The 13,926-nt window shown below is 44.2% G+C and carries 12 protein-coding genes and 2 tRNA genes; 8 read left to right on the top strand and 6 right to left on the bottom strand.

What is annotated here, in order from left to right; all coding sequences use genetic code 11:
• Window positions 1-40: 40 nt before the first annotated feature.
• From bla to AC23P2_RS07210, 3 genes are all read left to right on the top strand, one after another.
• Window positions 41-940 (top strand): class A beta-lactamase, subclass A2, encoded by a 900-nt coding sequence (gene bla / locus AC23P2_RS07220; RefSeq protein WP_487772564.1) that lies wholly within the window; start codon window positions 41-43, stop codon window positions 938-940.
• A gap of 83 nt (window positions 941-1,023) precedes the next feature.
• Window positions 1,024-1,554 carry a gluconate 2-dehydrogenase subunit 3 family protein gene (locus AC23P2_RS07215; protein ID WP_487772563.1) on the top strand — a complete coding sequence of 177 codons (531 nt, stop codon included), beginning with the start codon at window positions 1,024-1,026 and terminating at the stop codon, window positions 1,552-1,554.
• A 62-nt stretch (window positions 1,555-1,616) separates the two neighbouring features.
• On the top strand, window positions 1,617-3,329 hold the full coding sequence (locus AC23P2_RS07210; RefSeq protein ID WP_487772562.1) for a GMC oxidoreductase: 1,713 nt from the start codon (window positions 1,617-1,619) through the stop codon (window positions 3,327-3,329).
• A gap of 185 nt (window positions 3,330-3,514) precedes the next feature.
• Here AC23P2_RS07210 and AC23P2_RS07205 read toward each other — a convergent pair whose 3' ends face one another.
• Together AC23P2_RS07205 and AC23P2_RS07200 are read right to left on the bottom strand one after the other, a co-directional pair.
• Window positions 3,515-4,492: a 3-hydroxyacyl-CoA dehydrogenase family protein gene (locus AC23P2_RS07205; RefSeq protein WP_487772561.1), complete on the bottom strand. Its 978-nt coding sequence runs from the start codon at window positions 4,490-4,492 to the stop codon at window positions 3,515-3,517.
• 11 nt (window positions 4,493-4,503) lie between these two features.
• Entirely contained in the window at window positions 4,504-5,433 is a 930-nt protein-coding gene (locus AC23P2_RS07200) for a bile acid:sodium symporter family protein (protein ID WP_487772560.1), read from the bottom strand.
• A gap of 272 nt (window positions 5,434-5,705) precedes the next feature.
• On the opposite strand from AC23P2_RS07200, the gene AC23P2_RS07195 reads away from it, so the two are divergent.
• Both AC23P2_RS07195 and AC23P2_RS07190 read left to right on the top strand, forming a co-directional pair.
• The gene (locus AC23P2_RS07195) at window positions 5,706-7,415 is read left to right on the top strand and encodes a right-handed parallel beta-helix repeat-containing protein (protein ID WP_487772559.1); all 1,710 of its coding nucleotides are present in this window, start codon (window positions 5,706-5,708) and stop codon (window positions 7,413-7,415) included.
• A gap of 125 nt (window positions 7,416-7,540) precedes the next feature.
• Window positions 7,541-8,341 (top strand): Fic family protein, encoded by an 801-nt coding sequence (locus AC23P2_RS07190; protein WP_487772558.1) that lies wholly within the window; start codon window positions 7,541-7,543, stop codon window positions 8,339-8,341.
• A gap of 98 nt (window positions 8,342-8,439) precedes the next feature.
• Here the strand turns inward: AC23P2_RS07190 and AC23P2_RS07185 are convergent.
• The 3 genes from AC23P2_RS07185 to AC23P2_RS07175 form a co-directional block, all read right to left on the bottom strand.
• Window positions 8,440-8,524: transfer RNA gene (locus tag AC23P2_RS07185), tRNA-Ser, on the bottom strand.
• Window positions 8,525-8,662: 138 nt separating this feature from the next.
• A tRNA-Ser gene (locus AC23P2_RS07180) sits at window positions 8,663-8,747 on the bottom strand.
• A 143-nt stretch (window positions 8,748-8,890) separates the two neighbouring features.
• A complete protein-coding gene (locus tag AC23P2_RS07175; RefSeq protein WP_487772557.1) occupies window positions 8,891-10,009 on the bottom strand; it encodes a trans-sulfuration enzyme family protein in 1,119 nt (372 codons plus the stop codon).
• Window positions 10,010-10,141: 132 nt separating this feature from the next.
• Here AC23P2_RS07175 and AC23P2_RS07170 point away from each other — a divergent pair, with 132 nt between their 5' ends.
• The gene (locus tag AC23P2_RS07170) at window positions 10,142-10,951 is read left to right on the top strand and encodes a crotonase/enoyl-CoA hydratase family protein (protein ID WP_487772556.1); all 810 of its coding nucleotides are present in this window, start codon (window positions 10,142-10,144) and stop codon (window positions 10,949-10,951) included.
• Between the two features lie 97 nt (window positions 10,952-11,048).
• Here AC23P2_RS07170 and AC23P2_RS07165 read toward each other — a convergent pair whose 3' ends face one another.
• Window positions 11,049-11,432, bottom strand: a complete 384-nt coding sequence (locus AC23P2_RS07165; RefSeq protein ID WP_487772555.1) for a TraR/DksA family transcriptional regulator — start codon at window positions 11,430-11,432, stop codon at window positions 11,049-11,051.
• A gap of 375 nt (window positions 11,433-11,807) precedes the next feature.
• Here AC23P2_RS07165 and AC23P2_RS07160 point away from each other — a divergent pair, with 375 nt between their 5' ends.
• Together AC23P2_RS07160 and AC23P2_RS07155 are read left to right on the top strand one after the other, a co-directional pair.
• Complete coding sequence (locus AC23P2_RS07160) at window positions 11,808-13,082, top strand: Glu/Leu/Phe/Val family dehydrogenase (protein WP_487772554.1); 1,275 nt, start codon at window positions 11,808-11,810, stop codon at window positions 13,080-13,082.
• A 176-nt stretch (window positions 13,083-13,258) separates the two neighbouring features.
• Window positions 13,259-13,918: a phosphatidylserine decarboxylase family protein gene (locus AC23P2_RS07155; protein ID WP_028525475.1), complete on the top strand. Its 660-nt coding sequence runs from the start codon at window positions 13,259-13,261 to the stop codon at window positions 13,916-13,918.
• Window positions 13,919-13,926 lie beyond the last annotated feature (8 nt).

Genomic DNA, 13,926 nt, shown 5'->3' with positions numbered 1-13,926 from the left:
TAGTTTCGTGGTGTTGTTTACATTGACCCACTCATAAACTATGCAGTCCTCCTTTTTACGCCTTTCATTTCTTCTTTTTGTTACTTTTTCACTCACTGCCTCGGCCCAGCTTCCCGATTTAAAGAAAAAAATCAGCCAAATCGTCGCGGGTAAAAAAGCAAAAGTCGGAGTCGCCATCTTAGGGCCTACGCCCACTGATACGTTGTCCTTTTACGGTAACGGCCGTTTTCCGATGCAAAGCGTTTTTAAATTACACATTGGACTAGCGATGTTGTCGGAAGTGGATAAGGGTAAGTTTAAATTAAACCAAGCCATCAAGGTCGAAAAAGCCGACCTTATCCCTGATTTGTACAGTCCCCTTCGCGATGCTCACCCCAACGGCGGCGACATTGAGTTATCAAAAATCATTGAATATACCGTAGCTGAAAGCGACAATGTCGGCTGCGAATTGCTTCTAAAATTACTCGGTGGCCCACAGGCCGTCGAACAATACCTGCTGAGTCGTGGTTTTAAGAACGTATCCATCAAAATCAACGAGCAAGTGATGCAAAAAAACTGGGAATTGCAGTACCAAAACTGGACAACCCCCAAAGCCGCCAATGAACTTTTGACGGCCTATTACTTCAATACCAAGAAATTGCTCTCTGCCAAAAGCCATGAATTTTTGTGGAAAGTAATGAAAGGAACCAAGACGGGTAAAAACCGCCTTAGAGCCCAACTTCCTCCTGAAACGGTACTTGCGCACAAAACGGGTTCTTCGGGAACAAACAAAGAAGGGCTCACGGCCGCTGTTAATGATATAGGAGTCCTGATTTTGCCTTCGTGCAGCCCTGTCTTCATCAGTGTATTTGTCACCAATTCCACCGAAAACGAAGCAACCAACGAAAAAATCATTGCCGATATTGGAAAAGCGACCTGGAATTACTTTACAAAAAAATAACCCTTGGTGATTGTTTTCGCACAGACCAATAGTAAGATATTCCTACCTTTTACTTTATAAATACAAAACCACCCGATACAAACATGAACCGTAGAGATGCTATACAGCAGGTTGCTCTCCTTTTAGGGGGCATGATCTCCGCACCCGCAATGGCTGGAGTGCTCGGAGAAAAAACGAATTTCGGCGAAAGCGTTCCCGTGAGTGCAGAACAAGAAGCTTTTCTTTCTGAATTAGCCGATGTCATCATCCCAACCACTTCTACCCCAGGTGCCAAAGCCGCTGGTGTTGAGAAATTTATCGTGCGTGTAATGCGCGATTGTTTCCCTAAAGAAGACCAAGAGAAATTCTATGCAGGGCTTACCAAATTGAACACCGATAGCCGTTCTTCTTTTGGAAAAAGCTTTGTTGAACTCGACGCAGCTCAAAAAATTCAGGCGGTTAAATCACTCACTACCACTGACAAAGCGTTTTTCTTGCGCATGAAAGAGTTGACCGTGACAGGATATTTCACTTCGGAGGTGGGCGCCACAAAAGCGCTTGAGTACTTACCAATTCCTGGGCGTTTTGAAGGATGTGTTCCGCTGAAACCAGGACAAAAAGCCTGGGCGCTTTAATTCGAGCTATGCCGAATTGATACGCTCATTTATCTATCCAGTAGTTTTAAATTTAGATTCCAATGTACTTAAACATAGATGCACAAAAAGAAATGACCTACGACGCAATCGTTGTGGGTTCGGGGGTGAGCGGTGGCTGGGCTGCCAAAGAACTCACCGAAAAAGGTTTACGCGTTTTGATGCTCGAAAAAGGGCATAAATTGGACCACGTAACGGGCTACGAAAATGCCATGAAAGACCCTTGGCAAACCAAATACAACGGTCGCCTCACTGTAGAGCAAAAAGAAACGCACCCAAAATTGAGCCGCGATTATCCCTACAACGAGATGTCGGAAAAGTATTGGATGAACGATTCTGATTCGTTGTACAAAGAAGTAAAACGCTTTGACTGGTACCGTCCTAACATCGTAGGTGGAAAATCCATTATGTGGGGTCGTCAGTCGTACCGTTTGAGTGACATCGACTTTGAAGCCAACCTCAAAGATGGCATTGCCGTTGACTGGCCGATTCGTTACAAAGACATTGCCCCTTGGTATAGCTACGTGGAAAAAATCGCGGGGATTTCGGGAGAAAAACTAGGGCTTCCGCAGCTTCCTGACAGCGAATTTTTGCCACCGATGGAAATGTATTGCGTTGAAAAAGAAGTTCGTAAACGCATTGAAAAAGATTTCCCTGGCCGTACTATGACCATCGGGCGCGTAGCGAACTTGACAAAGCCAACACAATTTATGGTGGACAACGGCCGCGCTGCTTGCCAATACCGTAACAAATGCGCTTTGGGTTGTCCGTTTGGCGCGTATTTCAGTAGCCAATCGTGTACGTTGCCATTGGCCGCGAAAACGGGTAAATTGACTCTTCGTCCCGACTCGGTTGTCACCAACTTGATTTACGACGAAAACAAGAAAAAAGCAACGGGCGTACGCGTGATTGACGCCGTGACGCTCGAAGAACGCATCTTCAACGCCAACTTGATTTTTGTTTGCGGTTCGGCGCTTGGCACAACGGCCGTATTGTTAAACTCAACTTCAAATCGTTTCCCAACAGGTTTTGGAAATGACAGCGGCGAATTAGGTCATAACCTCATGGATCACCACTTCCGCACGGGAGCGAGTGGTACGTGGGAAGGCGATGCCGATAAATATTATTTCGGTCGCCGCGCCAACGGTATTTACGTACCGCGTTACCGCAACATCGGCAACGACAAACGCGATTACTTACGCGGATTTGGTTACCAAGGTGGCGGAAGCCGTGCTAGTTGGCAGCGCAACGTCGCCGAATTGAGCTTTGGCGCTGACTTCAAAGAAGAATTAACCAAACCAGGGCCTTGGAGCATGGGATTGGGTGGTTTTGGCGAAACATTGCCTTACCACGAAAACCGTATGTACCTCGATCCGAAAGAGAAAGATAAGTGGGGAATGCCGTTGGTAGTATTCGACGCCGAACTCAAAGAGAATGAGAAGAAAATGCGCGTCGATATGGCCAATGACGCCGCCGAAATGCTTGAAAAAGCGGGCGTGAAAAACGTAAAATCGTACGACCGTGGCTCATGGCTCGGAATGGCAATCCACGAAATGGGTACTGCGCGCATGGGCCACGACCCTAAAACTTCGGTATTGAACGGAAACAACCAAGTACACGCTTGCAAAAACGTTTTCGTTACCGACGGTGCTTGTATGGTGTCCGCTTCGTGCGTCAACCCATCACTTACCTACATGGCGCTAACGGCCCGCGCCGTTGACTTCGCCGTGAAGGAACGCAAAAAAGGAAATATCTAAACAAATAAAAAGGGGCTTCTTGTGTCTATTCAACCTCACCCCCTAAATCCCCCTCTCCTTTCAGTAGAGGGGGACTTTTTAAGCCCTTCTCCAGAAAGGACGGGGCCGCCCGAGCGGAAGGGTTGGGATGAGGTTAAAAACAAAGAAAATTTGGCACTGTTAGACTTTTGAGACAGCCTCTTTTTTTATCCATTTTGTTCCATTTTCTTTTTGACGACGTCGGCAGGATAACGCAAAGCTAAGGCTCGAATTTCGTAGCTAAATTCCTCAAAAGTTTTTTTCCACAAAAGCGCTTCTTCTTCCGAGTACGGATAAAAACCGTGTGCATTGGCCACTCCTTTTCCCCCTTCTTGCACTATATCATCAATCAATTTGGGCACCTCGGTCGTAGTGCTGAGGGTCGGGAATAAATCCTTCATGACCGTATGATACGCGGGAACCCCCGTCAAATCCATCCACCGAAACGGCCCCACCAAGGTCATCCAATAACCTGCATTATTTCGACAAGCGCGGTCCACATCCTCTACGGTCGCGTAGCCATTTTCCACCAAATGAAAAGCTTCACGGTAGAGGGCATACATCAAGCGGTTGGTAATAAACCCACGAATATCCTTGCGAACCAACGTAGGCTCTTTGCCCCAGTTTTGCGAAACTTCGTACAACCACTCCCCTTTTGACACATCGCTCAAATCCCCACAAATTACTTCCAAAAAGCGAGTCGTATGCGAAGGCTCGGCCCAATGTAGCCCCAGAAACCGCTCAGGGTGAGCTACTTCTTTTTGTAAAATACTGATGGGAATGGCCGAGGTATTGCTCGTTATAATCGCTTCTTTTGAGACAACAGCCTCAATTTTTTCATAGACCGATTTTTTTATAGGCAAACTTTCCAGCGTACATTCGATAACCAACGCACAATCAGCCAACAATTGATAGTCTTCCGTAATCGTTAATTGAGCAAAAAAGTGTTCGGGCGCAAAGGTAGTCAATCCTTCCGCTTGCGATTTTTGAAGGTGTTCATGAATACGCGGTTGTGCAGTTGGAACATCCAAAGGCAAGGGAGCAACCGCCACTACTTTATGTCCTGCCATTAGCAAACAAGTAGTAATGCTGCACCCCATAAGCCCTAGTCCAACTACCCCTACTGAAATAGCTGATGTGGTCATGTTTAGGTATATTATGCGTTGTTTTTATTCCAATAAAATGCAATCGACGTTCCTGCCAAAATATGCCAAATACTCCACCACCCTGCAATAATGGCCATTCCGCCCAAAGGTAAATCCACAGGAAATACGGCGGGATTGAACAATAAGGCCAGTCCAAGTCCCGAATTATGAATGCCTGTTTCGATACTGAGCGTTCTTCGGTTTTGTTTTGAAAGCCCAAAGACGGCGCCCATTCCGTAGCCTGTAACCATTGCGAGCGTATTTTGAAGCAAAACCACCACAAATACGAAACCAATGTGGTTCAAGAAAATATCTAAGTTTTGTGTAAAAGCAATGACCACCAAGGCAACAAAAAACAACAAAGACAACACCTGAAATGGTTTGAGCAGAAAGGCAGCAACTTTGGGTAAATAATAAGAACATAGCATTCCCAGCACCATTGGTAAGCCAAGAATCATAGATACCGACTTGAGCAACTCTCGCCAGTCGAGCGACAACGGCCGCACCAACGAGCTACTTTGGGCGTACAAGTTTCCCCAAAAAGTAAAATTGAAGGGCGTCATAACGACCGCCAACATCGTACTTATGGCCGTCAGGCTAACTGCCAGCGCTACATTTCCCTTGGCAAGCGAAGTAATAAAATTGGAAATATTTCCCCCTGGGCAGGCCGCCACTAAAATCATCCCCAAGGCAACTCCCACCGTAATATTATCGCCCAAAGCCATGACCAACAAAAATGTAGCCGCAGGCATCACCACTGCCTGACTTAGCACTCCCGCCAAGAGTTGACGCGGATTTTGGATAAGCGTCTGAAAATGATGCGGTTTGATGTCGAGTGCCACCCCAAACATCATTAACCCAAGGGCAATATTGACAACGGCCGAACTTTCGGCAGAAAAATTGAGGCGTATGAAATCCAGTGCCGCCAGTGATTCTTTCATGAAAAGAAGGTAAAGTAATAGGTTAGATGGAAAAAAAAGCAAGATACAGGATTCAACCTAAAACATATACCTCTCAACCAAAAATTGCCGCTTGATAAATTGACTTCAACTAATAAAAGATTTAATTTAAGTATTTGTGCAAAAATAGACTTTCCAAGTTTTAGGCTTATACTATTGATAGTCTGAAGAGTCATAAACTTGGAAAGTCTCAACTAATTTTGCGTAATTACTTACTATCAACTCTATTGTCTCAACTCTAAATCTAATAGCCAATGAAAAGCTTCCTCTCCATTTTTATAGCACTTATATGGGTAAGCAACACCCAAGCGCAGCGTATTTTTTACGTTTCCCCAAGTGGGAACGATGCCTCCGCTACCCCCACCAACATCAATACGCCTTGGCGGACATTCGCAAAAGCATGTAGTACTGCCACTGCTGGCGACAAAGTATATTTTAGAGGAGGTACTTATAACGAAACCTACATCAATTTCCCAAATTCGGGCAACGCGAATCAGTACATCGAATTTCTTAACTATGCCAACGAAGAACCAGTCTTTAACGGCAATGCCACAGCAGCTTATTTTGTACTTATTAGCAGCAAAAACTACCTTAGAATCAAGGGATTTCATTTTAAAAATCTGACGGGTAGTGCCTGGGGAATCAAAATAGAAGGCACGTCCCACCACCTTGAACTAAAGAAATGTAAATTCAGTCAATTCTACGCATCCCCTAACGCAGGGTTCAACCCCCTCGTAGTTTGTGGAAGCCACCCAAGCACCCCAATCAATGCTATGGTAGTCGATAGTTGTTCGATTTTTGATTGCCGTACTGGAGTAAGCGAAGCATTGACCTTTGTCGGAAATGTCGATGGTTTCCTTGCCAGTAATAACCATATCAATAACACTGGAAATATTGGGATTGTAGCCGCTGGTTTTTACAACTGGTGTAACAGTTCCGCCTCCAACTCCCAAGCTCGCAACGGCATCATACGTGGCAATCTGGTCGAAAACTGCAAAAGCACCATCGCCTTGGCCGCAGGCATTTATGTTGATGGGGGTAAGAATATTGTGGTTGAACAAAATACCTGCCGAAACGGTCAACGAGGATTTCAAATCAATTGCGAAAACCAATTTAGTGTCGTCAATGCTGCCGCCGAAAAGGTAATCATTCGCAATAACCTGGCTTACAATAACTCCCGAGGAGGAATTGGCTTAGGCGGTTGTAAGGAAACTTCGTGGTGTAAAAATGGACGCATCAAAGACTGTTGGATAATCAATAATACCTGCGCCAACAATTTTAACGGTTCATTACTAGAACCTTCTGAGACATCGCCCCAAGATTACGGCGAACTTAATTTGGACTACTCAGAAAACTGCGTTATCCGAAACAATATCTTTTACTCATCCATCAACAGACGCTCTAAACTCTTGAATAGCTGGCAACCCGCCGCAAGCTTTGTCATTGGGTTGAGCTCCGATTTTAATATTTGGCACTCCACCTTTACCAATAACCCTCATTTTATGTTTGAAAAACGCGACAGTTATGGTCTCCCCAATTTTAAAACCAACGAATCAAAAGACCAAAGCTCACGTTCCGCCAATCCCCTTTTTCAAGATGTGGCTAGTGGTAATTTTCGGCTCAATTCTGAGTCATCCCCCGCGTACGACTTCAGCGACCTTTCTTCCGTTGTAACAGACTCCGCAGGCAGTAAAGATTTAGCGGGGAAAACACGGATTAAAAATTTCCGTCCCGACGCAGGTGCCTACGAATACCAATGCCCTACCAGTGACATTGTCATAGATATTCCACTGACTTCCAAAACGTATCTTTTTGAAACAAACGGCAGAATAATAGTCAACAAACCCGTAAATCCAGCGATAAAAGCAGTTTTCAATGCCAAGAAGTCTGTGCTTTTCCAGAATGGGACGATTTTGCCTTCGTCAGCCAAGGTTGAGACCAAAACGGTAGGCTGTAGTAATTGACACCGCTGATTCTTTAGCTGCCATTTTTGTGTTTTTACAATGTCTGACGTGCATCAATCTGCTTAGGGTTAGCAATCTACCTGCAAAAACCTTATTTTTAGCGCCTAATTCACCTTTTTAGGACGATGAGCCAGTTTAATCAGTTGCAAATACTCAAACCTGAATATTTACCCTTTTACCGTGATAGGCAACCACTTACCATTCATAAGCACATAGCTACGCTCCGAAAAGTTGAACCTTCTTTAGATTCATTTTCATACTTGGTTTCAAGTTCAATTTTTTCAAGCCGAATAGAAGGCAACCCCATTAGTATCAATGACTACTATCGTCATCAGGAAATGGGGCTACGAAAAACCAAGCCTATTCGTGAAATAGAAGACCTTATCAATGCCTACAAAATGGCTCAAAAGCTCAACCTGAACGAAAAGAACATGTTGAGAATCCACAAGGTACTGTCGCATACTATCCTTCATAACAACCCAATGTACCAGGGCCAGTATCGCGACAAACCCGCTAGTGTCTATAACCTTCAAACTGAAAAAGTGGTCTATAGAGCAGCTAACGAAACCATTCTCAAATCCGAAATGGAGCGGTTATTTACTGATATTGCATTTCTAATAGACCAAGATTTAACCCACAACGAGATTTTCTATTTTGCAGCACAGATTCACCTTCGGATGGCACAGATTCACCCGTTTGCCGATGGCAACGGACGTACTGCTCGCTTGATGGAAAAATGGTTTTTATCGGCTATGATTGGTGATGTCGCTTGGTATATTCAGTCGGAGTGCAATTATCAAAAACGTCTAACATCTTACTACAAAAATATTCACTTAGGGGCTGATTACGACCAGCTAAACTACGGAAACGCTCTACCTTTTTTGCTTCTGTTACCCTGGGCACTGAGAATAAAAGCAGAAAGATAGTTAAGTTCGAATACTTGTTTTATTCTCACCATCTAGCCATAAATGCGGAAATAAATAGCACAAAAAAAGCCTGTAAATCGGTGATTTACAGGCTTGTGCAGAGAGAGAGGGATTCGAACCCCCGGACCTGTTACAGTCAACGGTTTTCAAGACCGCCGCATTCGACCACTCTGCCATCTCTCTTTATTTTCCCTTACTCGTCGTTTGGGATTGCAAAAGTAGAAACTTTATTCTAATCTGTCAAGTACAATTTTAAAATATTTTCTCTCAATAAATTTAGTCACAAAAAAAGCCTGTAAATCGGTGATTTACAGGCTTGTGCAGAGAGAGAGGGATTCGAACCCCCGGACCTGTTACAGTCAACGGTTTTCAAGACCGCCGCATTCGACCACTCTGCCATCTCTCTTTGTTTTTCCCTTACTCGTCGTTTGGGATTGCAAAAGTAGGACTATTACGCAACTTTGTCAAGTTTTTTCTCAGAAAAAATCATAAAAATAAGCTCAAGAGCGCTTAAAAACGCCCTTTTTGCTGATTATCAATTTGTTAAAATTATTCCAATGCTTGCTTTAAATCCGCAATTAAATCATCAATGTGTTCTAGCCCTACCGAAATTCTAAGCAGGTTTTTAGGACTCACTGAATGAACTCCCTCCGCCGTCGCTCGGTGTTCAATCAAACTTTCTACTCCTCCCAAGCTCGTGGCCCTAATAAACACTTTTACTTTGCTTTTCAAGGCCAATGCCGCCTCTTCTCCTCCTTTCACTTGAATCGACATCATCGCTCCCCCCGCACTCATTTGTTTTTTGGCCACTGCTACTCCACTGTGACTAGGCAAAAAAGGGTAATGAACAGCTTCCAATGCAGGATGCGCACTCAGAAATTCGGCCAGCTGTGCCGCATTCGACGTTTGCTGCCGCACCCGCAAAGGCAAAGTTTTAAGTCCTCTCAAAACCAACCAACAATCAAACGGCGAAGGTATAGCCCCACCTAAAGCCTGAATCATTCGCGCTTTTTCGGCCAACGGCCCATTTTCTTTAAAAATTAATGCACCACTCAACAAATCGCTGTGGCCCCCAAAGTATTTGGTAGCTGAGTGCATCGACACATCACAGCCCAAATCAATCGGACGCTGTAACACGGGGGTTGCCCATGTATTGTCACAAACGGTATAAGCGCCTTTTTGTCGAGCGAGAGCAGCTACCGCCGCAATGTCAGTAATTTTGAGTTGGGGATTCGACGGGCTTTCAATCCATACTAATTTGGTATTTGGCAAAAAAGCCGCTTCAATCGCTGCTAAATCGCTCATGTCCACTTTAGTGTATTTTAACCCCCAAACGGACATGATTTCCTGCAATAAAGCGGGAGTTCCATAGTAAGCATCGTCAGGGACAATGACGTGGTCATTGGGAGAAAGACACTGAAAAATAGTAGCCGTAGCCGCTTGACCCGACGCAAAAGCCATCCCAACTTCCCCACCTTCCAATATCGCGTAGGCATTTTCCAATGAATTTCGGTTGGGGTTGCTGGCTCGGGTATAAATATGTCCGTGCGGAATACTACTATCGGGCTCACGCTCAAAGGTAGTTGACAAATAAATAGGTGGAACCACCGCACTGGCATTGGCATCGTGGTACCGTGTACTATTAATGACTAAGGTTTCAAAATTCATCAGACGTAGTAAGTGGGTTTTAACTCTACAATTTTACTCCAAATCTTTTTGAATCAAAAATTAGTTGCGTAGGTTTGTAATATAGTATGCAAGCATACCATTTATTTTCGTAAAATAAGCCCTTTTCGACTCATGACAACCTTAGAAACTTTCGACCTTCGTATTGAGGATTCAATTGCTTGGGTTTATATTAACCGCCCAGAACGTGCCAATGCCCTAAATCAAAAGGCTTGGAATGAAATGAAGGCACTTTTTGAAGAATTGGATGACAACAACGACATCCGGGTAATCATATTAAGTGGGCACGGCAAGCATTTTTGCGCAGGAATCGACCTGGAGCTTCTGATGAACGTAGCCCAATTATCACAACCTTGTGAAGGGAGAAAAAGAGAACAACTTCGCAAAAAAATTCTGGCCCTACAATCCCCTATCAATGCCATCGAGCAGTGCAGTAAACCCGTCATTGCGGCCATCAAAGGAGGCTGTATTGGTGGTGGAGTGGATATTATAAGTGCTTGCGATATGCGCTACTGCACCGATGATGCGTATTTTACCGTCAAAGAAATTGACATGGGCATGGTGGCAGATTTAGGAACTTTACAGCGTTTACCCAAAATAATTCCTCCAGGAATAGCACGGGAATTGGCATTTACGGGTCGAAATGTAGCAGGAATGGAAGCAGAACGCATTGGGCTGGTCAACCGAACTTACCCAAGTGCCGAAGAAATGTACACCGAAGTGATGAAAGTAGCTCAACAAATCGCGGCCAAGTCACCGTTAGCCATCAGAGGGACTAAAGCCATTATGAACTACAGCCGTGACCATTCTGTAGCCGATGGCTTAGAGTACATGGCTACGTGGAATGCCGCCATGCTTTTATCGGACGACTTAATGGAAGCATTTCAGGCTAAGATGCAGAAACGTGAGGCCATTTTTAAGTAGTCAAGCACGAACATAAAGGCGACAAAACCACGTCCTTGCTTTTTGGCAAGAAAAATGGCTTTGTCGCCTCTACTTATTCACTCGTTTCGCGCGTCGATTATACGCGACGAAGTTTTGCTTCAATCGTTTGTTGCGTATGTGGCACTGCGCGTAGTCGCTCCTTTGGAATCAATTTTCCAGTATCAATACAAATGCCATACGTACCGTTTTTGATGCGAATAAGTGCGTTTTCAAGCTGCGTAATAAATTTTTGCAAACGACCAGCCGATTGGCTCATTTGCTCCCGCTCGCTTGTGTCCACATCTTCCATCAATTTGGTCGCTGCACCAGTATTGTCGGTACCACTGTCATTTTTGCGACTTAATGTGTCCTTAATGTACGCCAATTCTTTACGCGCAACGTCAAGTTTTGTGTTGATGATTTCTTCGAACTCCTTCAACTCTTCTTCAGAGTAACGTTTTTTTTCTTCCTGTGCTGACATAATAAAACTCCTTGGTTTGGGGTACAACTTAATGGCGGAAGTCAATTAAGCCGCAAAAATACGTTTTATTCGGTTCTGTCAAACCATTTTTACGACCGTTTAATAAAAACTTATTTTTTGTCGATTTTATGTTTTCCAATAAATACCAAGTAATATTTGGATAATACCCCAAGAACCTATAGACTATTTCAACCTTTTCATAAAGAGTTCTATTTCATTTTACACCAGCAAATTGCACTATATCAAGAAAAAACTATCCTTTTGTATTTTTTGTTGTAATAATAGTAAGTTTGCGCCAAGAAGCTCAGACGTTTCTTGTGTACTGAGATTTTTTCATCAAACGAACATTCCAAATAATCAGATTTCTTTAAAATTATGACTTACATTGAGCCTGCTCCTATCAAAGATAAGGAGAATCCATTGGAGTCGATGATGTCGCGTTTTGACAAAGCGGCCGAACTCCTTGGTATTAGCGATGAAATGTACCACATTCTCAAAGTCCCCCGCAAACAGGTCGTAGTCGGTCTTCCCGTTACGATGGACAATGGCCAAATCAAAGTCTTTGAAGGTTATCGTGTCATTCACTCTACCATCCTTGGCCCTGCCAAAGGAGGTATTCGATTTGATATGGCCGTCAACATTGATGAAGTGCGTGCCCTTGCAGCTTGGATGACCTGGAAATGTGCTGTAGTGGATATTCCGTACGGCGGGGCAAAGGGAGGGATTGCTTGCAACCCTCGTACGATGTCCGCAGGTGAAATCGAACGCCTCATGCGCGCTTACACCTTGTCGATGCTTGATGTTTTTGGCCCCGATAAAGACATTCCCGCCCCCGATATGGGGACAGGCCCCCGCGAAATGGCGTGGTTGATGGATGAATACTCCAAAGCTATGGGTATGACCGTTCACGGTGTCGTAACGGGCAAACCGCTCGTGTTGGGTGGTTCACTTGGCCGTACCGAAGCAACGGGCCGTGGCGTAACGGTTTCGGCACTGGCTGCCATGGAAAAAATGCGCATCAATCCGTACCGAGCAACGGCCGCCGTTCAAGGTTTTGGAAACGTTGGTATGTATGCTGCCTCGCTTATGCACGAACGCGGCGTAACAGTCCAAGCCATTAGTGATATTTCGGGCGGTTATTTCAATGCCCGAGGTATCGACATTGAGGATGCCATGAAGTACCGCGCAGCAAATGGTGGCATTATGGAGGGTTATAAGGAGGCAGATAAAATAACTAACGAAGAACTCCTTTCGCTTCCAGTAGATGTACTGGTCCCTGCGGCCAAAGAAGATGTAATTACCCACGACAATGCCGCGTATATCCAAGCTAAAATGATTGTTGAGGGTGCCAACGGGCCTACTTCTGCCAGTGCCGATGACATCATCAATGAAAAGGGAATTATGGTTGTTCCCGATATTTTAGCCAATGCGGGCGGTGTTACGGTTTCATATTTTGAATGGGTTCAAAACCGTATTGGTTACAAATGGAACCTCGAACGCATCAACCGCCGCTCGGATCGCATTATGAAAGATGCTTTTGAAAACGTGTATGCTACTTCTCAAAAATACCAAGTAAACATGCGACTTGCGGCTTATATTGTTGCTATCGACAAAGTAGCAAGTACCTATAAGTACCGTGGTGGTTATTAGATAATAGATTAGTATTTCCTTTAAAATACGCCATCATTCAGAAGGGCAAGTTACTAATTGTAACTTGCCCTTTTTATCTAGCTGTCATACAATTGTCGCTTTGATGATAAAGTAAAGATAGAAAAATTGAAGCGGTTTGCCTACTTTTGCAACGTTTATCTAAAAACCCCGTACGTATGACAATTCATAAAGAAGGTTTCGCTAGTATCGGTTTAGCAGGCGCATTTGTATTAATTACCAATTGGCTCTTGCGCTACTTTATAGGCGAAATCGAATGGCTAACAACCACTTGGCTTGTGGTATCACTCGTCTTCTTTTTTATTATTGTTCAATTTTTCCGTAAACCAACGCGGATTACGCCCATTCATCCCAACCACGTAATCGCCCCTTGTGATGGCAAAGTGGTAGTCATTGAAGAAGTGGTTGAAACAGAATACTTTAAAGGCCCACGTCGGCAAGTTTCTATTTTCATGTCACCCATCAATGTCCATATCAACTGGAACCCCATTGCTGGCGTGGTTAACTATTTCAAATACCACCCAGGCAAATACTTGGTAGCGTGGCATCCCAAATCTAGTACAGAAAACGAACGCACAACTACCGTTATAAAAGCACCCAACGGAGTTGAAGTACTTTTTCGTCAAATTGCAGGTGCCTTAGCAAAACGCATTGTTTGGTACGTAAAAGAAGGTCAACAAGTAAGCCAAGGGTCCGAAATGGGATTTATAAAATTTGGCTCACGCGTCGATATTTACTTACCACTTGATGCTGATATTAAAGTAAATCTTGAAGAAAAAACAACGGGCGGTATCACGGTGTTAGCACATTTAAAATAAGTCTCGAC

Source organism: Runella sp. R0.1_18 (assembly GCF_057652155.1).
Note: the sequence above shows the minus strand (reverse complement) of the source record. Positions and strands in the feature narration are given on the sequence as shown.

Coding starts and splice junctions, on each gene's coding strand:
- AC23P2_RS07190 (WP_487772558.1), top strand. CDS start 7,541: ATGAGCCAGTTTAATCAGTTGCAAATACTCAAACCTGAATATTTACCC.
- AC23P2_RS07160 (WP_487772554.1), top strand. CDS start 11,808: ATGACTTACATTGAGCCTGCTCCTATCAAAGATAAGGAGAATCCATTG.
- AC23P2_RS07175 (WP_487772557.1), bottom strand. CDS start 10,009: ATGAATTTTGAAACCTTAGTCATTAATAGTACACGGTACCACGATGCC.
- AC23P2_RS07215 (WP_487772563.1), top strand. CDS start 1,024: ATGAACCGTAGAGATGCTATACAGCAGGTTGCTCTCCTTTTAGGGGGC.
- AC23P2_RS07170 (WP_487772556.1), top strand. CDS start 10,142: ATGACAACCTTAGAAACTTTCGACCTTCGTATTGAGGATTCAATTGCT.
- AC23P2_RS07205 (WP_487772561.1), bottom strand. CDS start 4,492: ATGACCACATCAGCTATTTCAGTAGGGGTAGTTGGACTAGGGCTTATG.
- AC23P2_RS07200 (WP_487772560.1), bottom strand. CDS start 5,433: ATGAAAGAATCACTGGCGGCACTGGATTTCATACGCCTCAATTTTTCT.
- bla (WP_487772564.1), top strand. CDS start 41: ATGCAGTCCTCCTTTTTACGCCTTTCATTTCTTCTTTTTGTTACTTTT.
- AC23P2_RS07165 (WP_487772555.1), bottom strand. CDS start 11,432: ATGTCAGCACAGGAAGAAAAAAAACGTTACTCTGAAGAAGAGTTGAAG.
- AC23P2_RS07210 (WP_487772562.1), top strand. CDS start 1,617: ATGTACTTAAACATAGATGCACAAAAAGAAATGACCTACGACGCAATC.
- AC23P2_RS07195 (WP_487772559.1), top strand. CDS start 5,706: ATGAAAAGCTTCCTCTCCATTTTTATAGCACTTATATGGGTAAGCAAC.
- AC23P2_RS07155 (WP_028525475.1), top strand. CDS start 13,259: ATGACAATTCATAAAGAAGGTTTCGCTAGTATCGGTTTAGCAGGCGCA.